General features: G+C 72.1%; 25 protein-coding genes. 19 read left to right on the top strand and 6 right to left on the bottom strand.

Annotated features, from left to right (window positions below):
* Positions 1-15 precede the first annotated feature (15 nt).
* The 8 genes from sufD to ABD211_RS05925 all read left to right on the top strand — a co-directional run bounded on the left by sufD (position 16) and on the right by ABD211_RS05925 (position 6,624).
* Positions 16-1,215: a Fe-S cluster assembly protein SufD gene (gene sufD, locus ABD211_RS05960; protein ID WP_344127043.1), complete on the top strand. Its 1,200-nt coding sequence runs from the start codon at positions 16-18 to the stop codon at positions 1,213-1,215.
* Positions 1,212-1,556 carry a non-heme iron oxygenase ferredoxin subunit gene (locus ABD211_RS05955; protein WP_344127041.1) on the top strand — a complete coding sequence of 115 codons (345 nt, stop codon included), beginning with the start codon at positions 1,212-1,214 and terminating at the stop codon, positions 1,554-1,556. The genes sufD and ABD211_RS05955 overlap by 4 nt, the downstream gene beginning before the upstream one ends.
* Complete coding sequence (gene sufC, locus ABD211_RS05950; RefSeq protein WP_344127039.1) at positions 1,553-2,326, top strand: Fe-S cluster assembly ATPase SufC; 774 nt, start codon at positions 1,553-1,555, stop codon at positions 2,324-2,326. Before ABD211_RS05955 ends, sufC begins: the two co-directional genes overlap by 4 nt.
* Positions 2,327-2,343: 17 nt before the next feature.
* Complete coding sequence (locus ABD211_RS05945) at positions 2,344-3,654, top strand: cysteine desulfurase (RefSeq protein ID WP_344127037.1); 1,311 nt, start codon at positions 2,344-2,346, stop codon at positions 3,652-3,654.
* Positions 3,654-4,127 carry a Fe-S cluster assembly sulfur transfer protein SufU gene (sufU, locus tag ABD211_RS05940; RefSeq protein WP_344127035.1) on the top strand — a complete coding sequence of 158 codons (474 nt, stop codon included), beginning with the start codon at positions 3,654-3,656 and terminating at the stop codon, positions 4,125-4,127. The genes ABD211_RS05945 and sufU overlap by 1 nt, the downstream gene beginning before the upstream one ends.
* Positions 4,124-4,480, top strand: a complete 357-nt coding sequence (locus ABD211_RS05935) for a metal-sulfur cluster assembly factor (RefSeq protein WP_344127033.1) — start codon at positions 4,124-4,126, stop codon at positions 4,478-4,480. The genes sufU and ABD211_RS05935 overlap by 4 nt, the downstream gene beginning before the upstream one ends.
* Positions 4,481-4,785: 305 nt before the next feature.
* Positions 4,786-6,486 (top strand): NAD-binding protein, encoded by a 1,701-nt coding sequence (locus ABD211_RS05930; protein WP_344127031.1) that lies wholly within the window; start codon positions 4,786-4,788, stop codon positions 6,484-6,486.
* Positions 6,487-6,504: 18 nt separating this feature from the next.
* Positions 6,505-6,624, top strand: a complete 120-nt coding sequence (locus ABD211_RS05925) for a helix-turn-helix domain-containing protein (protein WP_344127029.1) — start codon at positions 6,505-6,507, stop codon at positions 6,622-6,624.
* A 7-nt stretch (positions 6,625-6,631) separates the two neighbouring features.
* Here the strand turns inward: ABD211_RS05925 and ABD211_RS05920 are convergent, their stop codons facing one another.
* Together ABD211_RS05920 and rnhA are read right to left on the bottom strand one after the other, a co-directional pair.
* The gene (locus ABD211_RS05920) at positions 6,632-6,820 is read right to left on the bottom strand and encodes a hypothetical protein (RefSeq protein ID WP_344127027.1); all 189 of its coding nucleotides are present in this window, start codon (positions 6,818-6,820) and stop codon (positions 6,632-6,634) included.
* Between the two features lie 16 nt (positions 6,821-6,836).
* A complete protein-coding gene (gene rnhA, locus ABD211_RS05915) occupies positions 6,837-7,295 on the bottom strand; it encodes a ribonuclease HI (RefSeq protein WP_344127025.1) in 459 nt (152 codons plus the stop codon).
* Between the two features lie 64 nt (positions 7,296-7,359).
* On the opposite strand from rnhA, the gene ABD211_RS05910 reads away from it, so the two are divergent.
* Together ABD211_RS05910 and ABD211_RS05905 are read left to right on the top strand one after the other, a co-directional pair.
* On the top strand, positions 7,360-8,184 hold the full coding sequence (locus tag ABD211_RS05910) for an HAD family hydrolase (RefSeq protein ID WP_344127023.1): 825 nt from the start codon (positions 7,360-7,362) through the stop codon (positions 8,182-8,184).
* A gap of 43 nt (positions 8,185-8,227) precedes the next feature.
* Positions 8,228-8,857 carry a LysE family transporter gene (locus tag ABD211_RS05905; protein WP_344127021.1) on the top strand — a complete coding sequence of 210 codons (630 nt, stop codon included), beginning with the start codon at positions 8,228-8,230 and terminating at the stop codon, positions 8,855-8,857.
* An 18-nt stretch (positions 8,858-8,875) separates the two neighbouring features.
* Here the strand turns inward: ABD211_RS05905 and ABD211_RS05900 are convergent, their stop codons facing one another.
* Complete coding sequence (locus ABD211_RS05900) at positions 8,876-9,283, bottom strand: hypothetical protein (RefSeq protein WP_344127019.1); 408 nt, start codon at positions 9,281-9,283, stop codon at positions 8,876-8,878.
* A gap of 188 nt (positions 9,284-9,471) precedes the next feature.
* On the opposite strand from ABD211_RS05900, the gene ABD211_RS05895 reads away from it, so the two are divergent.
* Together ABD211_RS05895 and ABD211_RS05890 are read left to right on the top strand one after the other, a co-directional pair.
* Positions 9,472-10,155 carry a cysteine hydrolase family protein gene (locus ABD211_RS05895; RefSeq protein ID WP_344127018.1) on the top strand — a complete coding sequence of 228 codons (684 nt, stop codon included), beginning with the start codon at positions 9,472-9,474 and terminating at the stop codon, positions 10,153-10,155.
* A 15-nt stretch (positions 10,156-10,170) separates the two neighbouring features.
* Entirely contained in the window at positions 10,171-11,781 is a 1,611-nt protein-coding gene (locus tag ABD211_RS05890) for a SulP family inorganic anion transporter (protein ID WP_344127016.1), read from the top strand.
* A 42-nt stretch (positions 11,782-11,823) separates the two neighbouring features.
* Here ABD211_RS05890 and ABD211_RS05885 read toward each other — a convergent pair whose 3' ends face one another.
* Positions 11,824-12,513 (bottom strand): DNA alkylation repair protein, encoded by a 690-nt coding sequence (locus ABD211_RS05885; RefSeq protein WP_344127014.1) that lies wholly within the window; start codon positions 12,511-12,513, stop codon positions 11,824-11,826.
* 41 nt (positions 12,514-12,554) lie between these two features.
* Between ABD211_RS05885 and ABD211_RS05880 the strand changes: the two genes are divergently transcribed.
* The 3 genes from ABD211_RS05880 to ABD211_RS05870 all read left to right on the top strand — a co-directional run bounded on the left by ABD211_RS05880 (position 12,555) and on the right by ABD211_RS05870 (position 15,279).
* Positions 12,555-13,589, top strand: a complete 1,035-nt coding sequence (locus ABD211_RS05880) for an aminotransferase class V-fold PLP-dependent enzyme (protein WP_344127012.1) — start codon at positions 12,555-12,557, stop codon at positions 13,587-13,589.
* Positions 13,586-14,227 carry an acVLRF1 family peptidyl-tRNA hydrolase gene (locus ABD211_RS05875; RefSeq protein ID WP_344127010.1) on the top strand — a complete coding sequence of 214 codons (642 nt, stop codon included), beginning with the start codon at positions 13,586-13,588 and terminating at the stop codon, positions 14,225-14,227. Before ABD211_RS05880 ends, ABD211_RS05875 begins: the two co-directional genes overlap by 4 nt.
* Positions 14,228-14,316: 89 nt before the next feature.
* The gene (locus ABD211_RS05870; RefSeq protein WP_344127007.1) at positions 14,317-15,279 is read left to right on the top strand and encodes a hypothetical protein; all 963 of its coding nucleotides are present in this window, start codon (positions 14,317-14,319) and stop codon (positions 15,277-15,279) included.
* 70 nt (positions 15,280-15,349) lie between these two features.
* On the opposite strand, the gene ypfJ is transcribed toward ABD211_RS05870, so the two are convergent.
* Positions 15,350-16,243 carry a KPN_02809 family neutral zinc metallopeptidase gene (gene ypfJ, locus ABD211_RS05865; RefSeq protein WP_344127005.1) on the bottom strand — a complete coding sequence of 298 codons (894 nt, stop codon included), beginning with the start codon at positions 16,241-16,243 and terminating at the stop codon, positions 15,350-15,352.
* A gap of 254 nt (positions 16,244-16,497) precedes the next feature.
* On the opposite strand from ypfJ, the gene ABD211_RS05860 reads away from it, so the two are divergent.
* Positions 16,498-18,117: an ABC-F family ATP-binding cassette domain-containing protein gene (locus ABD211_RS05860; protein WP_344127003.1), complete on the top strand. Its 1,620-nt coding sequence runs from the start codon at positions 16,498-16,500 to the stop codon at positions 18,115-18,117.
* Here the strand turns inward: ABD211_RS05860 and ABD211_RS05855 are convergent, their stop codons facing one another.
* The gene (locus ABD211_RS05855) at positions 18,118-19,488 is read right to left on the bottom strand and encodes a hypothetical protein (RefSeq protein WP_344127001.1); all 1,371 of its coding nucleotides are present in this window, start codon (positions 19,486-19,488) and stop codon (positions 18,118-18,120) included.
* Positions 19,489-19,658: 170 nt separating this feature from the next.
* Between ABD211_RS05855 and ABD211_RS05850 the strand changes: the two genes are divergently transcribed.
* The 3 genes from ABD211_RS05850 (at position 19,659) to ABD211_RS05840 (ending at position 22,789) form a co-directional block, all read left to right on the top strand.
* Complete coding sequence (locus ABD211_RS05850) at positions 19,659-19,889, top strand: helix-turn-helix domain-containing protein (protein ID WP_344082835.1); 231 nt, start codon at positions 19,659-19,661, stop codon at positions 19,887-19,889.
* A 51-nt stretch (positions 19,890-19,940) separates the two neighbouring features.
* Complete coding sequence (locus ABD211_RS05845) at positions 19,941-20,711, top strand: enoyl-CoA hydratase/isomerase family protein (protein WP_344126999.1); 771 nt, start codon at positions 19,941-19,943, stop codon at positions 20,709-20,711.
* Positions 20,712-20,845: 134 nt separating this feature from the next.
* Positions 20,846-22,789, top strand: a complete 1,944-nt coding sequence (locus ABD211_RS05840) for an ABC transporter ATP-binding protein (protein ID WP_425560362.1) — start codon at positions 20,846-20,848, stop codon at positions 22,787-22,789.
* The last annotated feature ends 23 nt before the right edge of the window (positions 22,790-22,812 follow it).

Here is a 22,812-nt window from a genome sequence, read left to right as displayed (position 1 = left end):
CGGCCCGACCGCACGATGACTCAGACACTCATGCCCCAGCAGGCCGAGGCCGGCAAGCCCGCCAAGACCAAGTCGCAGAGCCTGCGCTCGTACGACGTCGCCGACTTCCCCGCCCTCACCGGGCGCGAGGAGGAGTGGCGGTTCACCCCGCTCAAGCGCCTGCGGGGCCTCGACTCCGCCGACGGCTCGGCGTCCGCGTCGGCCGGCCTCCTGCGGGAGTACGCCGACCTGCCGGCCGGCGTGGCCGTGACCACTGTGGACTCCTCCGACCCGCGCGTCGGCTCCGCGCTGACCCCGTTCGACCGGATCAGCGCCCTCGCGTACGGCCACGCCGCGCAGGCGCAGGTCGTCTCCATCGCGCGCGGTGCGGAGCTGGCCTCGCCGGTCCTGTTGACCGTGAAGGGCACCGGCGTCGAGGGCCTGACGTTCGCGCACTCCGTGATCGAGGTGGGCGCGCTCGCCGAGGCGACCGTGGTGCTGGAGCAGACCGGCTCGACCACGCTGGCCGACAACCTTGAGGTGATCGTCGGCGACGGCGCCCGCCTCACGCTGGTCACGGTCGCCGACTGGGCGCCCGACGCGGTGCAGGCGCAGCACGTGAAGCTCCAGCTGGGCCGCGACGCCAAGGTGAGCCACGTGCAGGTGTCGCTCGGCGGCGACCTGGTCCGGCAGTACACGTCGGTCGACTACACCGGCCGGGGCGGCGACGCCGACCTGTTCGGCCTCTACTTCGCCGACGGGGGCCAGCACCTGGAGCACCGCCTGCTGGTGGACCACTCGGTGCCCGACTGCCGCAGCCACGTCACCTACCGGGGCGCGCTGCAGGGCCAGGGCGCGCACACGGTGTGGGTCGGCGACGTGCTGATCCAGGCCGACGCGACGGGCACCGACACGTACGAGGTGAACCGCAACCTGGTCCTGTCCGACGGCGCCCGCGCCGACTCGGTGCCGAACCTGGAGATCGAGACCGGCGAGGTCGCCGGGGCGGGCCACGCGAGCGCGACCGGCCGATTCGACGACGAGCAGCTGTTCTACCTGATGGCGCGGGGCATCCCGGAGACCGACGCCCGCCGCCTGGTGGTGCGCGGCTTCTTCGCCGAACTGCTCGGCAAGATTCCGGTCGAGTCCCTGCGCGAGCGCCTGGCCGACACGGTCGAGTCCCGACTCACCGAAGGTGAGTCCCAGCAGGACAGCCTCTCGGAGTCCGCTTCATGAGCGAGTTGACCTTCGTCCGCGCGTGCGCGGCGGCCGACGTGGCCGTCGGGCATGCCGTGCCGATCGACCTGGACGGCACCGAGATCGCGGTCGTGCACGCCGAGGACGGCAACTTCTACGCCGTCTACGACGAGTGCTCGCACCAGTCGGTCCCGCTGTCCGAGGGCGAGGTGGACGGCTGCACCCTGGAGTGCTGGCTGCACGGCTCCCGCTTCGACCTGCGCACCGGCGAGCCGTCGGGCCTGCCCGCCACCGAGCCCGTCCCCGTCTATCCCGTCGAGGTCCGCGACGGCGACATCTACGTCAGTCTGACGCCGAGTAATGGAGTTGTAGCACCATGAGCGAACTCGTAATCCGCGACCTGCAGGTGTCGGTCAAGCTGCCCGAGGGCCAGCTCAAGCCGATCCTGCACGGGGTGGACCTCACGGTGAAGGCCGGCGAGACCCACGCCATCATGGGCCCCAACGGCTCGGGCAAGTCCACGCTGGCGTACTCGATCGCGGGCCACCCGAAGTACGAGATCACCGGCGGTTCGGTGACGTTGGACGGCGCCGATGTCCTCGCGATGACGGTCGACGAGCGCGCCCGCGCCGGCCTGTTCCTCGCCATGCAGTACCCGGTCGAGGTCCCCGGCGTGTCCGTGGCCAACTTCCTGCGCACGGCGAAGACCGCCGTCGACGGCGAGGCGCCGAAGCTGCGCACCTGGGGCGGCGAGCTCAAGGGCGCGATGGAGCGCCTCGGCATGGACCCGGCGTTCGCCCAGCGCAACGTCAACGAGGGCTTCTCCGGCGGCGAGAAGAAGCGGCACGAGATCGTGCAGCTGGAGCTGCTCAAGCCGAAGATCGCCATCCTGGACGAGACCGACTCGGGCCTCGACGTGGACGCGCTGCGCGTCGTCAGCGAGGGCGTGAACCGCGTCCGCGACACCGGCGACACCGGCGTCCTGCTGATCACCCACTACACCCGGATCCTGCGGTACGTGAAGCCCGACTTCGTGCACGTTTTCGTCGACGGCCGCATCGTCGAGGAGGGCGGGCCGGAGCTGGCCGAGCGCCTCGAGGACCAGGGCTACGACCGTTACAAGGTCGGCGCGGGGCCGGCCGCCGCCTGAGCGAGGAGCCACTAGACATGACCGCCACGTCGATCGTGATCCCGGACGGGATGCCGCAGTACGAGGACCAGCCGCGTTTCGACCCGGCGTTGATCCGTGCGGACTTCCCGATCCTGGATCGCGAGGTCAACGGGCACCCGCTGGTCTATCTCGACTCCGGCAACACGTCGCAGAAGCCGCGCCAGGTGATCGACGCGATCAACGAGCACCTGGCCCGGCACAACGGCAACGTGTCCCGCTCGGTGCACACGCTGGGCACCGAGGCGACGCTGGCGTACGAGGGCGCCCGGGCCAAGGTGGCGGCGTTCATCAACGCGCCGTCGCCCGACGAGGTGGTCTTCACGAAGAACTCCACCGAGGCGATCAACCTGGTGGCGTACTCGTTCCTCAACGCGTCCCTGTCGCCCAAGGGTGACCCCCGCTTCAAGCTGGGCCCCGGCGACGAGATCGTGATCTCGGAAATGGAGCACCACTCCAACATCGTCCCGTGGCAGCTCCTCGCGGAGCGCACGGGCGCGACGGTGCGCTGGTTCGGCATCACGGACGCGGGCCGGCTCGACGAGTCCGAACTCGACGAGCTGATCAACGAGCGCACGAAGATCGTCTCGATCGTGCACTACTCGAACATCCTCGGCACGATCAACGCGACCAGCCGGATCACCGCGCGGGTGCGCGAGGTCGGCGCGCTGCTCATGCTCGACTGCTCGCAGTCGGTGCCGCACCTGCCGATGGACGTCGTCGACTACGACGTGGACTTCATCGCGTTCACCGGCCACAAGATGCTCGGCCCGACCGGCATCGGCGTGCTGTGGGGCCGCGGCGAGCTGCTCGCCGCGATGCCGCCGTTCCTCGGCGGCGGCTCGATGATCGAGACGGTGACCATGGGCGGGTCGACGTTCGCGCCGCCCCCGATGCGCTTCGAGGCCGGCACGCCGCCGATCGCGGAGGCCGTGGGGCTCGGCGCCGCGGTCGACTACCTGTCCGCCGTGGGCATGAAGGCCATCAGCTGGTACGAGAAGGAGCTCACCGCGTACGCGCTGGACGCACTCCAGACGGTGCCCGGGCTCCGGCTGTTCGGGCCTAAGGTCCCGGTGGGTCGGGGCGGTACGCTCTCCTTCGACCTCGACGGCATCCACCCCCACGACGTGGGGCAGGTCCTCGACGCGGAGGGCGTTCAGGTGCGCGTGGGTCATCACTGCGCCCGCCCGACGTGCGTGCGCTTTGGCGTTCCGGCCATGACCAGGGCATCGTTGTACCTGTACAACACGACCGCCGACATCGACGCCCTGGTCGCGGGCCTGGAGAAGGTTCGAAAGGTGTTCGCGTAATGCAGCTCGACCAGCTGTACCAGGAGATCATCCTCGACCACTACAAGAAGCCACGTGGTCGGGGCCTCCGGGAGCCGTACGACACCGAGGCGCACCACGTCAACCCGACGTGCGGCGACGAGATCACCCTGCGGGTCACGCTCGACGGCGAGCGCATCACGGACGTCTCCTACGACGGCATGGGCTGCTCGATCAGCCAGGCCTCGGCGAGCGTCCTGCACGAACTGCTCGTCGGCAAGCCGGTGCCCGACGCCCTGACCCGGCTGGACGCGTTCACCGAACTGCTCGGCGGCCGTGGTCAGGTGGAACCGGACGAGGCCGTCCTGGAGGACGCGGTCGCGTTCGCCGGCGTGGCGAAGTACCCCGCGCGGGTGAAGTGCGCGCTGCTGTCCTGGATGGCGTTCAAGGACGCGCTGGCGCGCGCGGTCGACTCAAGCGACGACAACAGCGGCGAGATCAAGGTGGGGGCATGAGCGAGACCGTAGAGACACCCGCGACCGGTTCGGCGACCGTGGCCGACGTCGAGGAGGCCATGCGCGACGTCGTCGACCCGGAGCTGGGCATCAACGTCGTCGACCTGGGCCTCGTCTACGGGGTGCACATCGACGGCGAGAACGTGGCCACGATCGACATGACGCTGACGTCGGCCGCCTGCCCGCTCACCGACGTGATCGAGGAGCAGGCCCGCGCCGCCCTGACCGGCGGCCCGGGTGGCGGCATCGTGAGCGACTTCCGCATCAACTGGGTCTGGCTCCCCCCGTGGGGCCCCGACAAGATCACCGACGACGGCCGCGACCAGCTCCGCGCCCTCGGCTTCAACGTCTGACGCCCAGTTCTTCGGTGATGTTGTGGTGATGTCCGAGTTGGTGAACTTGTTGACGGCGTCGCCGAGGTAGGTCGGCTCGGAGCCCTTTGCCACGTCCTTGTACATCGCGCGGGCGTGGATGCTCGACTGGCCCTTGACGACGATCTGGCGCAGGGTCGCGGTGTCGCCCCAGTTGGTGTTGATGCCGGCGATTGTTCAGCAGCACGTTGGTCACGTCGACGTGCCGGGTGTAGCTGTTCGTGCAGTTGCCGCACGCCCGGTAGAGAATGTTTCAGCACCTGACGTGGGGCCCTACCCTCGACGGTGTGGAGAGCGACCAACCCCGATTCGTTGTCTGTGGCCACGACACCCTGACGTACCGGCTCGTGGAGCACCTGGTCGAGCGCTACAACGGCGACGTCACCGTCATCCTGCCGCCCGATGCGCTGGGGCAGAGCAAGGGCATCGCGGCGCTGCCCGGCGTGCGGATCGTCGAGGCGGAACGCCCGACCGCGGCGGCGTTGACCGAGGCCGGGCTGGCCGGCGCCGACGCGCTCGCGCTCGTCGAGCAGAACGACGGCGGCAACGTCGACGCCGCCCTCGTCGCCCGCGAGCTGAACCCCTCGATCCGGATCGTGCTGCGCATCTTCAGCCGCGGCCTCACCGAGGGCGTGCGGCGGCTGCTGCCCGGCTGCGCCGTGCTCTCCTCATCCGCTCTTGCCACGCCCGCGTTCGTGGCGGCCGCGCTGGGGGAGACCGCCCCCGCGTACGTGCGGCTGCCCGACCGGACGCTGTTCGAGGCCCGTCGCGAGGACGTGGACGAACACGACATCCTCTGTGGACTCGCGAGCAACGGCCGGGAGGATCCCGATCTCCTGCCGTCCGACGACGCGGCGGCCGACCTGGTCCTCGCGGTCAACCCGCCGGCGGCCGCCCGCATCGCCGCGCCGCGCCGCCCGCGCCGGCCGTTGCGCGCGCTCTACCGCCTGGTCGGGCGGCGGTTGTCGATCGCGTTCGGGGTGGTGACCGGGCTGGTGGTCGCGAGCGCGGTCGCGCTGGCGCTCATCAAGGACGTCAGCGTGGCGCAGGCCGCGTACCTGACGATCCTCAACACCGTGGGCGGGGCGAACGCCGACCTCGGCGCGCCCGCCGCCGAGAAGGTCGTGCAGACGGTGCTGACGCTGGCCAGCATCGCGCTCCTGCCGCTGCTCACCGCGATCGTGGTCGACTCGATGGCCAAGGCGCGGCTCGCGATCACCACCGGCGTGCTGACCGGACCGCTCGCGGACCACGTCGTGGTCGTCGGGCTCGGCGACGTGGGCGCCCGGGTGATCCGCGCCCTGCACAGCTTCGACATCGACGTGGTGGCGATCGAGCGCTCGCCCGACGCGCGCGGCGTGTCCGTCGCCCGTGAGCTGCGGGTGCCGGTCATCTTCGGTGACGGCGCGCACTCCGAGACCCTGCGGGCCGCGTGGGTGCCGCAGTGTCGGGCGCTGATCGTCCTCACCACCGACGACGTCGCCAACCTGGAGACCGCGCTCGTCGGCCAGACCATGCGGGACGACCTGCGCGTGGTCGTCCGCCTCTTCGACGGCGACATGGCCGACCGGGTCGAGCGGACGTTCCCCAACACGGCCTCGCGCAGCGTCTCGCACCTCGCGGCGCCCGCGTTCGCGGCGGCGATGCTGGGCCGGGAGGTGATCGGCACGATCCCGGTGGGTCGGCGGCTGCTGCTCGTCGCCGAGTTGTCCGTCGGGGCGGGCTCGCGGCTGGAGGCCCGGCCGGCGGGCGAGGTGTCCACGCCCGGGCAGGCCCGGCTGCTCGCGGTGCGGACGGGCCGGGGGACGCAGACGCTCTGGTCGCCGCCCTACGGGCGGGCGCTGGCCCGTACGGACCGGCTCGTGGTCCTGGCGACGCGGACGGGGCTGGCCGACCTGCTGGCCCGCACGGAGCCGTCGACCGACCACCACGTCCCGCTGCTCACCCACGACGCCCCGCTACCGCGGCCCCGGCACCGCGCGGAGTAGCCGTGTCCGCATACGCCCGTGTCCGTCCACGCCATCGCCGCGCGGTGGGGGTTCACCAGCCCGCCACAGTTCACCCGCGCCTTCGTCGCCCGGTACGGCGTGCCGCCCGGCGAGTACCGGCGGGGGACGCGCGGATAGTCGACGACTACCCGCCGCTGCCCCACCGGAGCAGCCAGTTCGTGTCCGGGTCGCCCGCCGCGGGGGGCGTGCTCGGCGGCGGGTCCTCCGGGGCGGACTCGACCATGTCCGACGGATGGACCCGGTCCGGCAGCGCCCGCCACTTGGACGTGGACTCCCGTGGCGCGTCTTCGGAGTGCTGCGGTTCGTCTGCCATAGCTGACCTCATCCGCCTAGTGTGCGCCCCCGCCCCGGGCCTCCGCGACGCCCTTGTTGGCCAGCGCGTCGGCGCGCTCGTTGCCGGGGTCGCCCGCGTGGCCCTTGACCCACAGCCACTCGATCTGGTGGCGGGCGGACGCGGTGGACAGCCGCTGCCACAGGTCGGCGTTCTTCACCGGCTGCTTGCCGGCGGTGCGCCAGCCGTTGCGCTGCCACCCGGCCAGCCACTGGGTGATGCCGGTGCGCACGTAGACGCTGTCGGTGTGCAGGCGCACCACGGCCGGGCGGGTGAGGTGCTCCAGCGCCTCGATGGCGGCCATGAGCTCCATGCGGTTGTTGGTGGTCGGGCCGGGGTCGCCGCCGTGCAGCTCCTTGACGTGCGCGCCGTAGCGCAGCACCGCGCCCCAGCCGCCCGGCCCCGGGTTGCCGCTGCACGCGCCGTCCGTGTAGATCTCGACAACCTTTTCCGCCATGCGGGCACGGTACCGGGTCGCCGCCGATTTGCCGGTTACCCGGTCACCCGCAAGGATCACACCCATGGTGGTACGGCCCGGAGCGCTCCTGTTCGACTTCGGCGGCGTGCTGGCCGACTTCGCCGGCAAGGCGGACTGGATGCCGGCCCTCGTCGACCGGGTCACCGGGCTGACCGGCGGGGCGCTGAGCGCCGCCGAGATCGAGGCGGACATCACGGCTGGCCGGCGGGCGTACTCGCAGTGGCGTGACGCCCTCGCCCGTACCCCCGAGCCGGAGGAGCTGACGCACGAGGCGTTCTGGGCGGACTTCGTGGCGGGGGACTGGCCCGCGGCGGCTCGGGCGGCCGTCGGCGCGCACGCCACCGAGCTGGTCCGCGCCTGGACGCAGCGTCCGTGGGGGGTCCGGCCCGGGGTGCGCGAGTCGCTGGAGGCGGCACGGGCGGCCGGTGTGCCGGCGGCGGTGGTGAGCAACACGCTGTGCGGGGCGCCGATGCGGGAGTTCCTGGCGGCCGAGGGCCTCGCGGAGTACTTCGGGGTGCTGCTCTTCAGCGACGAGGTGGGCATCCGCAAGCCGAACCCGCGCTTCGCCCACCTGGCGCTGGACGCGCTGGGCGTGCCGGCCGACGCGGCGTGGTTCATGGACGACCAGCTCAGCCGGGGCATCCTCTGCGCGCGCCGGGCGGGCGTCGCCACGGCCGTGCACGTCTACGACGGCCCGCCGGCCGCGGCGGCCCCGGAGGGCCCACCGGTGGACAGCGACCGGCCGCCGGCGCGGGCCGGCGAGGAGGCGGCCGCCCTGAGCCGCGCGAACTCCGCCCGTTTCGCACCTGACGTAACCGTCCCGACGATGACCGCCTTCCACGCCCTGCTTGTCGGTTCGCTGAGCTAATCCGGTCGAGGTCAGCGGGCCGCGTCTGGCACAGTTGCCCTCCGTGACCGACGCGTTGATCTCCGGGCTGCTCGCCGGGTACGGCATCGCCGTGCCGGTGGGCGCCATCGCCGTGCTCATCATCAGCCTGACCGCCCGGACGACGTTCGCGGTGGGGGCAGGTGCGGCGCTCGGCGTGGCCACGGCCGACGGGATCTACGCGCTGGCCGCCGTGCTCGGCGGGGCGGCGCTGGCCAACGCGATCGCCCCGGTCGCCACCCCGATGCGGTGGATCGCCGCCGGCGCGCTGCTCGTCATCGCCGTGCGGACGGCCGTATCCGCCGTGCGCCACTACCGCGACCCCGCCCGGGCGGCCTCGACGAGAGGCAAGGGGCTGACCACGCCCGGCCGGGCGTACGTGGCGCTGCTCGGGCTCACGATCCTGAACCCGGCGACGATCATCTACTTCGCGGCCCTCGTGCTGGGCCGGCAGGCGACCGGTGACCGGTCGCCTGCCGCCTCGGTGGTGTTCGTGGTGGCCGCGTTCGTCGCGTCCGCGAGCTGGCAGTTCCTGCTGGCCGCCGGCGGCACCGCGGTGGGCCGGGTCCTCACCGGCCCCCGCGGCCGCCTGATCACCGCCGTCCTGTCCAGCGTGGTGATCGTGATCCTTGCGGGTTGGCTCCTGCTGGGCTAACGCAGTGGCTGTCGGTCGTTAGCGGGCTGGTGGCGTCGCCCAAGGGCTGCCGTTCTCTTCCAGGGCCGCGCGGAACTTGCGGATGGTCGGAGGACCGTCGGAGCCACAGCCGCCGTCGGGGCCGTCCCAGTCGCGGACCTCGTAGACCGCTGAGGTCGGGGTCTCCTGAATGCGTGCGGTGAGCGGCCACCCGTCATCGGCGAGGTCGCAGACGGTCACCACGTAGAAGGTGTGGGTGAAGCCCGGGATCACGCTGACGTAACCGAGATACGTCGTGCCGCTGCCGGTCTGGTAGAGGCGAGCTTCGATCTTTGTCTCAGTCGCCGTATTCGTCACCGTCCACCCGATGGTGCCCGCGGCGTGGGCGGGAGTCGCCGGTAGGACGACGCCAGCGACGAGCAGGGCCAAGCCTGCGATGGATGACATGACGCGTTGTCTCATCACGTTCCCCGTGTGAGTTGGCAGGCGTGATTGCCTGTGGCACGCACGCAATCAGTCCACATCGGATGATCGTGCCCCGTCATCGTTACGTTACAAGACAAGGCCGAGGCGGAAACGAAGCCGCTGACAATCGGTTGTATCCAACTTGGGATCCAACGAATCGAGGGTCCGCAATGTCGGCAACGGTTCCGGCTCTTCCCTATCCGTTCAGCTTCGACCCGGCGACCACGGCGCTCGTCGTCATCGACATGCAGCGCGACTTCCTGGAGCCGGGCGGCTTCGGGGAGAGCCTGGGCAACGACGTCGAGCAGCTGCGTCGCACGATCGCGCCGACCGAGGCGCTGCTCGCCGGGTGCCGCGAGCTCGGCCTTTTCATCATCCACACGAGGGAGGGCCACCTGCCCGACCTCTCCGACTGCCCGCCCGCCAAGCTCCGGCGCGGCAAGCCGAGCATGCGCATCGGTGACCCCGGCCCGCGCGGGCGCATCCTCATCCGCGGCGAGGAGGGCCACGACATCGTCGACGAACTCGCGCCGCAGCCCGGCGAGCCCGTCATCGACAAGCCCGGCAAGGGCGCCTTCTACGCCACCGAACTCGGCGACCTGCTCGCCGAAAAGGGCATCACCAGCCTCGTCGTGGTCGGCGTCACCACCGAGGTGTGCGTGCACACCACCGTGCGGGAGGCCAACGACCGGGGGTACGAGTGCCTGGTCCTGTCCGACTGCGTCGGTTCCTACTTCCCCGAGTTCCAACGCATCGGCCTGGAGATGGTCGCCGCACAGGGCGGCATCTTCGGCTGGGTCGCCACGTCCACCGACTTCATGGCGGCCCTGCGGGAGGCCGAGGTTCCCGTCTGACGCGAGGAGTGCGCCATGGTCAAACTCCCGACCCTCAAACTCGACCCGAATCTGCCCCTCTGGGTGCGCGGCGACACCAACGCGTTCTCCGGACTCGGCATCAACGTCCTGGTCAACGTCCTCACGCTGACCGCGCTGTGCATCGGCGTCGTGCACCTGCCCGCCGGCGACGTGTACGGCACGATCCTGCCGGCGCTCGGCATCGCGCTCGTGGCCGGCAACATCTACTACACCGTCCTGGCGCGGCGGCTCGCGGTCCGGGAGAACCGCGCCGACGTCACGGCGATGCCGTACGGGCCGAGCGTCCCGCACATGTTCATCGTCGTGTTCCTGATCATGCTGCCGATCTACCTGCAGACCAAGGACGCCGTGCGCGCCTGGGAGGCGGGGCTCGCGTGGGCGTTCATCATCGGCGTCATCGTGCTCATCGGGGCGTTCGTCGGGCCGTACATCCGGAAGTTCGCGCCGCGCGCCGCGCTGCTCGGCACGCTTGCCGGCATCTCCGTCACCTTCATCTCGATGCTGCCGGCCGCCCGCATGTGGGCGCTCGCGTGGGTCGCGCTGCCGGTGTTCGCGCTGCTGCTCATCGGCCTGCTCACCGACATCAGGCTGCCCGGCAACATCCCGATCAGCCTGGCCGCCCTGCTCGTCGGCACGGCGATCGCCTGGGTCGGCGGCGTCATGTCCGCGCCGGACGTGTCCGCGGCGGCCAAGGACATCGCGTTCGCGTTCCCCAGCTTCCACTTCGACCTGCTCGGCGCCGGGCTGTCCGACATCGGGCCGCTGCTGGCCACCGCCATCCCGTTGGGCGTCTACAACTTCACCGAGGGCATGTCGAACGTCGAGAGCGCGGCGGCGGCGGGGGACAGCTACAACCTTCGCAGCGTGCTGCTCGCCGACGGCGCGGGCGCGCTCGTCGGCGCCTGCCTCGGCTCGCCGTTCCCGCCGGCCGTGTACATCGGCCACCCCGGCTGGAAGAAGGCGGGCGGACGCAGCGGGTACTCGATGGCCACCGGGGTGGCGATCGCGCTGCTCTGCTTCTTCGGGCTGTTCGGGCTCCTGGGGGCGGTCCTGCCGCTGCCGGCGATCGTGCCGATCCTGCTCTACATCGGCCTGCTCATCGGCGCCCAGGCGTTCCAGCACACGCCGCGCATCCACGCGGCCGCCGTGGTCGCCGCGCTGATACCCAACATCGCCTCGTGGGCGGCCGGCCTGATCGACAACGTGCTCGGCGCGGCCGGCACGAGCGCGGCCGCCGTCGGCGACGAGGCGCTGGCCAACGCCGGCGTCTTCTACGCCGGCCTCAACACGCTCGGCCAGGGCGCCATCCTGGTCGGCTTGCTGCTGGGCGCGATCGTCGCGTTCATCATCGACAAACGTTTCCTCATGGCCGCCATCTTCGCGGCGGTCGCGGCGCTGCTGTCGTTCGTCGGTCTCATCCACGCGCCCGAGGTCGCGTGGAACGCCAACGGGCCGGTGGCGCTGGGCTACCTGTTCCTCGCCCTGGTCTGCGGGCTGTTCGCGCTGACCCGCCCGGCCCCGCGCGAGCCGGACGCCGAGGAACTGGCCCTGGACGCCGAACACGGCGGCGCTCCCGCCAAGGCCCCCGAACCGGCGGCCGTCTGACTTTCCTCGGGTCCCCCACAGGATCTTGGGGCCAAACCGTACCTACCGGTGCGGTTTGGCCCCAAGATTCATATGCTTCATCGCCTCGCGGACCGACAGCGGGGACAAGGGGGTACGGGCGACGAAGGCGCGGACCGCCTCCGGGTCCGTCCGGGCGTACTCCCGCAGCGCCCAGCCGATCGCCTTGCGGATGAAGAAGTCCCTGTGACCCGACTGCTTCACGCAGTAGGCGAAGAGCCGCTCCTCGTTGGTCGCCGCGCCGTAGCGCAGCTGGTGCAGCAGCGCCGTGCGCGCCACCCACAGGTTGTCGTCGGTGATCCACCGGTCCATGACCTCGCCCAGTTCCGGATGGGCGGCGACGAGCGGGCCGACGGTGTGCGCGGCGAGCGCGTCGACGGAGTCCCACCACGACTTCGTGGTGATGAGCGTCCGCGCGGTCGGCAGGAACCCGGCCGGGCACCGCTTGACGAAGCGGCGCAGCACGAAGCAGGCCGCGTACTGGTACTCCCGCTCGGGCAGGTCCCAGCAGGCGAGCGCGAGCGCGCGCAGGTCGTCCCCGGTCGGCGCGCCCAGTCCCGTCAGGGCGGCCCGGACGAGGGTCTTCTGGGCCGGCGCGCCGATGCCCAGGAACGGGAACTGGTCTCGCATGTAGGCCCGCATCGCGACCGCCCGTTCGGGGTCGCGGGCCGCCTCGAACGCCGCGGCCAGCCGGGTGAGGAACGCCTCGTGCACGGGCCCAGAATTTCAGATGCGGCCGGTGGCAGACTGGCGACGTGGACATCGAGTCGGCGCAACACTGGTGGCAGCCCGTCCCGGGCTGGCTGAACACGGCCTCCTACGGCCTGCCGCCCCAGCAGGCCATCGACGAGCTCGCGGTGGCCACCGACGACTGGCGCACCGGCCGGGTGTCCTGGGAGGGGTGGGACACCTCGACCGCCCGCGCCCGGGCGGCGTTCGCCCGCATCGTCGGCGTCGACGCCACCGACGTGGCCGTCGGGTCGCAGGTGTCGCAGCTGCTCGCGCCCGTCGCGGCCGCGATCCCCGACCGCAGCCGGGTGGTCTGCGTCGACATCGACTTCACGTCCAACCTGTTCCCCTGGATGGTGCACGCCGACCGGGGCGTGCGGGTGCGCACGGTGCCGGTGTCCGGGCTGGTCGAGGCGGCCGCCGACGCGGACGTGGTCGCGTTCAGCCTGGTGCAGTCCGCCACCGGCGAGGTCGCCGACTACACCGAGGTGTGCCGGGTGGCCCGCGCCGCCGGCGCGCTGACGGTCGTCGACGCCACCCAGGCGTGCGGCTGGCTGCCGTTCGACGCCGCGCTCGCGGACGTCGTGGTCGTCGGGGCGTACAAGTGGCTCATGTCCCCGCGTGGGACCGGGTTCGCCTATCTCAGCCCGGAGGTCCGCGACCGGTTCCGGCCGATCGCCGCCGGCTGGTACGCCGGCGACGACCCGCACGGCTCCTACTACGGGCTGCCGCTGCGGCTGGCCACCACGGCCCGCCGGTTCGACATCTCGCCGGCCTGGCTCGCCTGGGTCGGCACCGCGCCCGCCCTGGAGGTCGTCGAGCAGCTCGGCGTCGCGGCGATCCACGACCACGACCTGTCGCTCGCCAACCGGTTCCGGGCCGGGCTCGGCCTGCCGCCGGGTGATAGCGCCATCGTGTGCGTCGACGTCCCGGGCGCCGAGGACCGCCTCGCGGCCGCCGGCGTGCGCGCCGCCGTCCGCGCCGGGCGCGTGCGCGCCTCCTTCCACGTCTACAACACGGTCGCCGACGTGGATCTCGCGCTGGCGGCCCTGACCCGGTGAGCGGGCGGCCGGCGGGACCGCGCTGGGTCGAGGTCGACCCGGCCCGGCTGCCGAAGTGGCTGGCCACGTTCTCCGAGCGCCACGGCACGCCCGTCGAAACCATCCGGGGGTACGCCGTGGAGCTCGCGGCGCCCGACGGCTCGACGGCGGTCCTGCACCCGCCGCCCGGGGCGGCCGCGCCGGCGAGCCTCGCGGCGCTGGTCACCGACGCCGCGGTGGTGCGGCGGGTGGGCCTGCTGCTCGCCCGCAAGGGCGCCGTCGCGGTCGGGGTGGCGCTCGGCGAGTCCCTGGAGGCGTCCAAGGTCGACAGCCACTACGTGCAGGGCCGCACCGCCGCGGGCGGCTGGTCCCAGCAGCGCTTCGCCCGCCGCCGCGACAACCAGGCCAAGGCGGCCGCCGGGGACGCCGCAGACCTGGTCGTCCGCCTGCTCGTCCCCGTCGTCGGAAACCTGGCGGCCGTCGTGACGGGCGGCGACCGGCGCGCGGTGGACGCGGTGCTCGCCGACCCCCGGTTGGCGGCCGTCGCGGCACTGCGCGCCCCACGCCTGCTCGACGTGCCGGAGCCGCGCCTGGTCGTCCTGCAGGAGGCGGCCCGCCGCGCCCGCGCGGTCCCGATCCTCATCGACGACCGCGCGTAGGGGGCGTGGCGAATAGGGGGTCGCTATCCGGTCCGAATTCGCCACACCTGCGGGATGGGACGTTGGCGTGAGGTCAGTATCGTTCGGGCATGCCCGGCATTGACCTTCCCGTCCGGTCGTACCGGCTGCCCCGGGCGTGGGCCGTCGTCGCCACGGTCGTGACGCTGTGCGCCGTCGGCAGCGACCTGCCCGACCGGATGTGCGGGACCGGGTTCTCCTGCGGCGCCTCGGTGGCCTTCGCGATCGGCGTCGGCGTGGTGCTCGCACTGCCCGTCGTCGTGTTCCTCAACCGGGTGGTCGCCGCCGTCCTGAGCGTGGCGGTGGCGGTCGGCTGGTGTGCCCTCGACGGTTGGATGGGTTACCCGGTGCACTGGCGGGCATCCGTCGCCGTCGTGCTCTACGCGCTCGTCGCCGTGTACGCGGCGACGTCGCGGCCGGCCACCGAGGAGGTCGCGTGGCTGGTCCGCGCTCCCGAGACGGCGGTCCCGCCGAGGCCCCGGCGGGTGTCCTGGCCGGACGCGTGGCGCTGGTGGTTCGTCGCCGGGGCGGCCGCCGTGGCGGCGATGTTCGGGTGGTTCGCCCGCCACGCCCAGGACGCGGCCGACCTGCTCGCCGCGGACGGGGCACCGCCCGAGGACCTGAGCGCCTGGTACGTCGTGACCGGCGGCGCGGGCGCGCTCGCCGTGGGCGCCGTGGGCTGGATCGTGGCCGACCACTGGGCCGTCCGCCGGTTCTTCCGCATGCCCCAACCGGCGCGTGAGGTCGGTGTGGCCGACGTCTACAACGGCGTCCTGGTCGTCGGCCCGCTGGCCGACCCGTACTGGGCGGTCGAGATCCCGGTGCGCCCGAAGGAGCTGGCCCGCCACGACCTCGGCAACGTCGCGACCCTCTACGGCGAACCGGTGGTCGGCACCTGGTGCGTCGTGGTCTCCTCCGCCGGCGACGTGGTCATCCCGACGGCCGAAGCGAGAAAACCCGCCCTCTCCCTGGCCGAAGCCGACCCGGACGACGACCCCCGACCTCCCGCCGACAACCTGGCTATGGCGCCATAGCGCTGGAATCGGGGGTCGCATTCCAGGTCTATGGCGCCATAGCGCGGGACCGCGCGGCGGTGGGTGAGCGTCAGGCGAAGGTGTTGCAGGACTTGGGGTCGCCGGACTGGTAGCCGGTCGTGAACCACTGCTTGCGCTGCGCCGACGAGCCGTGGGTGAACTTGGACTCGTCGACCGAGCCGCCCATCTTCTTCTGGATCGCGTCGTCGCCGATCGCCGCCGCCGCGTCCAGGGCCTGGTCGATGTCGGCCTGGGTGATCGATTTGAAGATCGGCTTGCCGCTCCTGCTGGTCGTCTCCGTCGCGTGCTTGGCCCAGACGCCCGCGTAGCAGTCGGCCTGCAGCTCCAGCTTCACCGACAGCGCGTTCTGGTTGCCCGGGTCGCGCTCCATCTGGCGGCGCACGTCGGCCTCCGTGCCGAGCAGGTCCTGGACGTGGTGGCCGTACTCGTGGGCGAGGACGTAGGGCTGGGCGAACTCGCCGTCGGCACCGAACCGGTTCGCCAGCTCGTTGTAGAAGGTCAGGTCGATGTACACCTGGTCGTCCTGGGGGCAGTAGAACGGCCCGACGCCGCTGTCGGCGTTGCCGCAGCCGGTGCTCACCGCCTGGGAGAAGAAGTTGGTGTCCGCCTGCTGGTACTGCTCGCCGAACGACTCGGGGAGCGCCTTCTCCCAGTAGGCCTGGATCGAGTTGACGTAGAGCAGGTTGCGGCAGTCGGCGTTCTTGAGCCGGTCGGGGTTGGCGGTGGAGCACGACTCCTCGATGTTGCCGTTGTCGCCCTCGCCGCCGAAGAGTGTGTTGCCGCCCACAAAGCCGCCGATCACCAGCAGGGCCAGCACGACCAGGCCGCCGATGCCGCCGCCCAGGCCGCCGATCGGGATGGGGATCCCGCCGAGCCCGCCGCCGCTCCCGCGCCGGTCGGTGACCTGACTGGTGTCGGCTTCGGCGTTCTCGTTCAGCTCCATGTCGTCACTCCAGGGGGGTGTGGGGTGTCTCACAACAATCGTCAGCTTGTGCGTACGGCGACGCTGTCAGCCAGTACCCGATGATCTTGGTTTGGTAACCGCTCGTGATCATGACTGGTCGGCCGGCTACACTTAACCCGTGCTGCGCTGCGAAGACTGACCGCTCCCGCACCGACCGGCGAATCACCACAGCCGGGCGGTGCTTCCGTCTGTCCGTAGTCGGTCGTCACGCACTCGAGAGCGAGCCCCCTGAGATGATCACTGCCACCGGCCTGGAACTGCGCGCGGGCGCGCGCATCCTCCTCGGCGAGACGAACCTGCGCGTGCAGCCCGGCGACCGCATCGGTCTGGTCGGGCGCAACGGCGCGGGCAAGACCACCACGCTGAAGGTGCTCGCCGGCGAGGGCACCCCGCACGCCGGCGCCGTGGAGAGCCGCGGCCCCGTGGGCTACCTGCCGCAGGACCCGCGCACCGGCGACCTGAACGTGACCGCCCGCGACCGGGTGCTGTCCGCGCGCGGCCTCGACGTGCTGCTCGCCGAGATGAAGCAGCTCGAGGCCAAGCTGGCCGACGACCCGACCGACAAGCTGGTGCGCCGCTACGGCGCGCTGGAGGACCAGTTCGCCGGGCTCGGCGGCTACGCGGCCGAGGCCGAGGCCGCCCGCATCTGCGCCAACCTGGGCCTGCCCGACCGGGTGCTCGCCCAGACGATCGGCACGCTGTCGGGCGGCCAGCGCCGGCGCATCGAGCTGGCCCGCATCCTGTTCCGCGACGCGGCGGCCACCGGCGGCGGCATCCTGCTGCTCGACGAGCCGACCAACCACCTCGACGGCGACTCGATCACCTGGCTGCGCGGCTTCCTGTCCGGCCACAAGGGCGGCCTCATCGTCATCTCCCACGACGTCGACCTGCTCGACGCCGTGGTCAACAAGGTGTGGTACCTCGACGCGAACCGCAGCGTCGTCGACGTCTACAACGTCGGCTGGAAGACGTACCTGGAGCAGCGCGAGACCGACGAGCGCCGCCGGCGCCGCGAGCGCGCCAACGCGGAGAAGAAGGCCGGCGCGCTCATGGCGCAGGCCGACAAGATGCGCGCCAAGGCCACCAAGACCGTCGCCGCGCAGAACATGGCCCGCCGCGCCGAGCGCCTGCTGACCGGTCTGGAGGAGGAGCGCACCAGCGACCGCGTGGTCAAGGTGCGGTTCCCGACGCCCGCCCCGTGCGGCAAGACCCCGCTCACCGCGAAGGGCCTGTCCAAGTCGTACGGCAGCCTGGAGATCTTCTGCGACGTGGACGTGGCCGTCGACCGCGGGTCGCGGGTGGCCATCCTCGGCCTCAACGGTGCCGGCAAGACCACCCTGCTGCGCATGCTCGCCGGCATCCTGGAGGCCGACACCGGCGAGGTGATCCCGGGGCACGGGCTGCGCCTGGGCTACTACGCCCAGGAGCACGAGACCCTCGACGTCGACCGCACGATCCTGGAACACATGCGCTCCGCCGCGTCGAACGCCGGCGCGGACGCCATGACGGACACGGACCTGCGCAAGATCCTCGGCGCCTTCCTGTTCACCGGCGACGATGTCGACAAGCCCGCCGGCGTGCTCTCCGGCGGCGAGAAGACCCGGCTCGCGCTGTCGCAGCTGGTCTGCTCGGGCGCGAACGTGCTGCTCCTCGACGAGCCGACGAACAACCTCGACCCGATCAGCCGCGAGCAGGTCCTCGACGCGATCGCCCGCTACCCGGGCGCGATCGTCCTGGTCACCCACGACGCGGGCGCGGTGCAGGCCCTCAAGCCCGACCGGGCGATCCTGCTGCCCGACGGCGACGAGGACGCCTGGAGCGACGACCTGCTTGAACTGGTGGAACTCGCGTAATCACCAGGGGGTCGCCAGGACCGCCTCGATGATGACGGCGGTCAGGGCGCCGACCGCGACCAGCAGCAACGGGGTCGGTTCCGACCCCGGGCCCTGGCGGTGCGGGGCGATCGCCGCCACGGTCAGCCACGGGAAGAACGGCAGCCAGGCGGCCTCCACGCCGCCGCGGGCCAGGCCCGCGGCGAGCGAGACGACCACCGCGGCGCCCGCGCCCACCAGAAAAGGCCACCCGGGCGTACGCCGTATCTTGCGCGCGCTGGCGATGAGCGCCGGCCCGCAGGCGACCACGAGCGCGACCAGGCTCAGCGCGCTCCACCACAGCACCGACCGGTGCGGCTCCACCCGCGTCGCGTAGTCGGTGCGCGCCGCGAGCAGCCCGCCGAACCAGGAGAACCCGGCGGCCCGGGCCGCGAGGACCGGCACGAGCGCGCCCAGCCCGGTCGCCACGTTGAGGAACGCGCGCCGGCGGGCGAAGTACAGGCACACGGCCGACAGGCCGAGCCACGGCGCGGCGTACGAGAACAGGGCGGCCAGGCCGAGCAGCAGCCCCGACCCGAGCGCCCAGCCGGCGGCGCGCAGCCCCGACCGGTGCGCGTCGCTTGCCCGCACGGCGGCGAGCACCGCCACGGCGCCCAGCACGGCCACGACCACCTCGGCGCTGACCGCCACCCACACCGCGTACGGGGCGAGGATGAGCACCGGCGCGTACCGGCGGGCGGCCAGGTCGCCGCAGACGCCCCGCACGGCGGCGAGCACGACCGGCACGAGCACCGCCCCGACGGCGGTCAACGCGACGCCCAGGGCGAGCCGGTCGGTGAGGCCCAGCCGCTCGAACCACCACAGGAGCAGCACCGGGCCCGGCGGGTGACCCCGCGCGGCGACCGAATGCCCGGCGGCATCCGCCACGAACGTGCGCAGGTACGCGCCCGGGTCGTCGCCGACGGCGGGCACGTCAGTCAGATAGTTGCTCGCGGACCGTAGCGACCGTGTGAATCCCGCGGCTCCATCGACGAGCGCGAGTGTCGCGCACCAGAGAAAAGACGCGCCGTAGCTGAGCGTGAGAACGCGCCCGAACGGTGCGCGTTCGAACCAGGTGGCGCCGTTGTGGCCCACGCGCAAGGCACCAAATAGCACCACGCCCGCCACGATCGGGGCGAGGATCGTAGCCAGACCGAGTGACAATCCGTACCGACCGAGAAATGGCGCGCTCGCCGTCCCGAGGTGCGCGCCGGTGCGTACGGCGATGGCGGTCAGGCCGAGCCCCGCCAACGCGATGGCCACCCAAACGAGCAGGTCACGGCGTTGCGAGGCGGTCCCGGCCAGGCCGGCGAGCGCCGCCTTCGGAGGGTCTTCGGCGCGGCTGCGGGTCACGTCCGACCACGGTATCGGGTACCTGACACATCCGTGCGTGTCGGTTGGCATCGAAACGATGTCTAGCGCATGATCGTCAAAGACGGTCTAATAGGTGAGACCGGGAACATCACTCAACAGGCAGTGGTGTTTCGTAAATTCCGCTCACTGTAGGACGTGAGGAATTCGAGATGGCAGCCACCGGCACCACCACCAGCACCGAGAAAGGCCGCCGAATTGTCGGGGCCGAGCGCACCACGCTCGCCAAGGACCTGGTAAAGCGGTACACGGCGGGCGAGAGCATCCGGGCCCTGGCGGCTTCGACCGGCCGCTCGTACGGCTTCGTCCACCGGGTCCTGACCGAGTCGGGTGTTCAGCTGCGGCAGCGGGGCGGCGCGCGCCGGCGCAAGAAGGCGGCGTGAGGCATCGGGCGACATGACGCCCATGCACAGCACAACCCCCCGGAGTCCCCGGTGACTGATCCAGGGGTTCGCGTGGACCGTGACGGGCCGGTTGCGACGGTGACGTTGTGCCGGCCCCACGTTCTCAACGCCCAGACTCCCGCGACCTGGGAGCGGCTCCGCGAGATCGGCCGGGAACTGTCCGGCGACGTCCGTCTCGTCGTCGTGCGTGGCGAGGGCCGCGCGTTCTCGGCCGGCCTCGACCTGGCCGCCGTGAGCGGTGACGCCGGCGGCGGGCAGCCGACCTTCCAGCGCATCGCCACCGCGGACACCGCCGTGGCCGAGCAGATCATCGCCGGCTACCAGGAGGCGTTCGGCTGGCTGCGCCGGCCCGACCTCGTCACGATCGCGGCCGTGCAGGGCCATGCCATCGGCGCCGGCTTCCAGCTCGCCCTTGCCTGTGACCTGCGGATCCTGGCCGACGACGCCCAGCTCACGATGGCCGAGGTCTCGCTGGGCCTGGTCCCCGACCTCGGCGGCACCAAGCGCCTCGTGGAGCTCGTCGGCTACGCCCGGGCGCTGGACATCTGCGTGACCGGGCGCCGGGTGCCGGCCGCTGAGGCGGCCTCGATGGGTCTGGCCAACCGGGTCGTGCCCGGCGCCGAGCTGGACGCCGCGGTGAGCGACCTGGTCGCCCGCGTGCAGGCCGCCCCGCGCGACGCGGTGATCGAGGTGAAGGCCCTGCTGGCCGCCGCGAGCGGCCGCAGCTACCCGGCCCAGGAGGCGGCCGAGCGGGCCGCCCAGGTCCGCCGCATCCGCGATCTTGCGGGGCTCGGCGAGTAACCCCTGTTGCGCCCAGGGCGAACACTGCCCGACCCGGAAACATCCGGGTTCCCCGAAGAGTTGTCGGCGGCGGGGCCTAGGGTCGAACGGCCAGGCCCGGCACGGGGAGACGGAGGTGGCTCGTGGGGCATCCGATGGGCTCCGCCTGGGGCATGCTGCGGTCCTACCGGCGGGAGAAGGAGCTCGGCGACCGGCGCGTCGACCGGCAGACGGCCCTGCGCGTGCTGCGCTTCGCCCGGCCGTACCGGACCGCGATCACGATCTTCCTGGTCACCGTCGTGTTCTCCTCGGGCATCGCCGTTCTCACCCCGCTGGTGGCCGGCTGGGTGATCAACGCGATCTCGGCGGGCGGCCCGGGCGCCGGCGCCGAGGTGGTCCGGCTGGCGCTGCTCATCGCGGGGCTGGCGGTCGTCGACACGGCGCTCACCCTGGTGCAGCGGTTCTACTCCTCGCGCATCGGCGAGGGCATCATCTTCGCGCTGCGCACCCAGGTGTACGACCACGTCCAGCGCATGCCGCTGCAGTTCTTCACGCGTACGCAGACGGGCGCGCTGGTCAGCCGGCTCAACAACGACGTGCTCGGCGCGCAGCAGGCGTTCACCTCGACCCTGTCCGGCACCGTCGGCAACATCATCTCGCTGGTGCTCACGGCCGGCGTCATGTTCACCCTGTCCTGGCAGGTGACGCTGCTGTCGCTGCTGCTCGTGCCGGTGTTCCTGCTGCCGGCGCGCACCGTGGGCCGCCGGCTGGCCGACATCACCCGCGAGTCCTACCAGCTCGACGCCAAGATGAACGCCACCATGACCGAGCGGTTCGGGGTGGCCGGCGCGCTGCTGGTGAAGCTGTTCGGCCGCCCCGGCGCGGAGGCCGACCGGTTCGCCGCGCGGGCCGCCCGGGTCCGCGACATCGGTGTCCAGCAGGCGATGTACAGCACGACGTTCTTCGCCGCGATGATGCTTATCGCGTCCCTGGCCACGGCCCTCACGTACGGGCTGGGCGGCTGGCTGGCCGTGCAGGGCGCCGTCACGCCGGGCACGGTCGTCACGCTGGCCCTGCTGCTGGCCCGCCTCTACGGCCCGATCACGGCGCTGTCGAACGTGCGGGTCAACATCCTGTCCGCGCTGGTGAGCTTCCAGCGGGTCTTCGAGGTGCTCGACCTGCCCCCGGGGATCTCCGAGAAGGCCGACCCGACGACCATCCCGCCGGGCAGCTCGAAGGTCGAGTTCCGGGGCGTGTCGTTCCGCTACCCGTCGGCGGCCGAGGTGTCCCTGGCGTCCCTGGAGGACGTGGCCGCCCTCGACCGCACAGTGTCGGAGCCGGTGCTGCGCGGGGTCTCGTTCACCGTCGAGCCGGGGCAGATGGTCGCGCTCGTCGGCCCGTCCGGTGCCGGCAAGTCCACCACCGCGATGCTGCTGCCCCGGGTGTACGACGTGACCGAGGGCGCCGTGCTCGTGGGCGACGTCGACGTGCGCGACGCGTCGCTCGCCTCGCTGCGCGACACCATCGGCGTCGTCACCCAGGACTCGCACCTGTTCCACGAGACGATCGCCGAGAACCTGCGCTACGCCAAGCCGGACGCCACCGACGACGAGATCTGGACGGCGCTGGACCGCGCCCAGGTCGGCCCGCTCGTGCGCAGCCTGCCCGACGGCCTGGAGACGGTCGTGGGGGAGCGGGGCTACCGCTTCTCCGGCGGCGAGAAGCAGCGCATCGCGATCGCCCGGCTGCTGCTCAAGGGCCCCAGCATCGTCATCCTGGACGAGGCCACCGCGCACCTGGACTCCGAGTCGGAGGCGGCCGTGCAGCGCGCGCTGACCGAGGCGCTCACCGGCCGCACCGCGCTGGTCATCGCGCACCGGCTGTCCACCGTCCGCGACGCCGACCTGCTGCTGGTGCTCGACAACGGGCGCATCGTGGAGCGCGGCACGCACGACGAGCTGGTCGCCGCCGGCGGCCTGTACTCGGAGCTGTACCACACGCAGTTCGCGGTCGCCGACTCGCCGCGGCCGTTCGCCGACAGCGCGGACGACGCCGAGCCGGTGGTGCTGGTCGCGCCCGAGCGCGACTACGCGGACTGATCCGCTGCTCAGCGTAGGCCGCC

It is taken from the genome of Luedemannella flava, assembly GCF_039528515.1.
GTDB lineage: Bacteria > Actinomycetota > Actinomycetes > Mycobacteriales > Micromonosporaceae > Luedemannella > Luedemannella flava.
The sequence above is the reverse complement of the archived record's forward strand: the minus strand, read 5'-3'. Positions and strand labels throughout refer to the sequence as shown.

Coding starts and splice junctions, on each gene's coding strand:
- sufD (WP_344127043.1), top strand. CDS start 16: ATGACTCAGACACTCATGCCCCAGCAGGCCGAGGCCGGCAAGCCCGCC.
- ABD211_RS05955 (WP_344127041.1), top strand. CDS start 1,212: ATGAGCGAGTTGACCTTCGTCCGCGCGTGCGCGGCGGCCGACGTGGCC.
- sufC (WP_344127039.1), top strand. CDS start 1,553: ATGAGCGAACTCGTAATCCGCGACCTGCAGGTGTCGGTCAAGCTGCCC.
- ABD211_RS05945 (WP_344127037.1), top strand. CDS start 2,344: ATGACCGCCACGTCGATCGTGATCCCGGACGGGATGCCGCAGTACGAG.
- sufU (WP_344127035.1), top strand. CDS start 3,654: ATGCAGCTCGACCAGCTGTACCAGGAGATCATCCTCGACCACTACAAG.
- ABD211_RS05935 (WP_344127033.1), top strand. CDS start 4,124: ATGAGCGAGACCGTAGAGACACCCGCGACCGGTTCGGCGACCGTGGCC.
- ABD211_RS05920 (WP_344127027.1), bottom strand. CDS start 6,820: ATGGCAGACGAACCGCAGCACTCCGAAGACGCGCCACGGGAGTCCACG.
- rnhA (WP_344127025.1), bottom strand. CDS start 7,295: ATGGCGGAAAAGGTTGTCGAGATCTACACGGACGGCGCGTGCAGCGGC.
- ABD211_RS05910 (WP_344127023.1), top strand. CDS start 7,360: ATGGTGGTACGGCCCGGAGCGCTCCTGTTCGACTTCGGCGGCGTGCTG.
- ABD211_RS05900 (WP_344127019.1), bottom strand. CDS start 9,283: ATGTCATCCATCGCAGGCTTGGCCCTGCTCGTCGCTGGCGTCGTCCTA.
- ABD211_RS05895 (WP_344127018.1), top strand. CDS start 9,472: ATGTCGGCAACGGTTCCGGCTCTTCCCTATCCGTTCAGCTTCGACCCG.
- ABD211_RS05890 (WP_344127016.1), top strand. CDS start 10,171: ATGGTCAAACTCCCGACCCTCAAACTCGACCCGAATCTGCCCCTCTGG.
- ABD211_RS05870 (WP_344127007.1), top strand. CDS start 14,317: ATGCCCGGCATTGACCTTCCCGTCCGGTCGTACCGGCTGCCCCGGGCG.
- ypfJ (WP_344127005.1), bottom strand. CDS start 16,243: ATGGAGCTGAACGAGAACGCCGAAGCCGACACCAGTCAGGTCACCGAC.
- ABD211_RS05860 (WP_344127003.1), top strand. CDS start 16,498: ATGATCACTGCCACCGGCCTGGAACTGCGCGCGGGCGCGCGCATCCTC.
- ABD211_RS05850 (WP_344082835.1), top strand. CDS start 19,659: ATGGCAGCCACCGGCACCACCACCAGCACCGAGAAAGGCCGCCGAATT.
- ABD211_RS05840 (WP_425560362.1), top strand. CDS start 20,846: ATGGGCTCCGCCTGGGGCATGCTGCGGTCCTACCGGCGGGAGAAGGAG.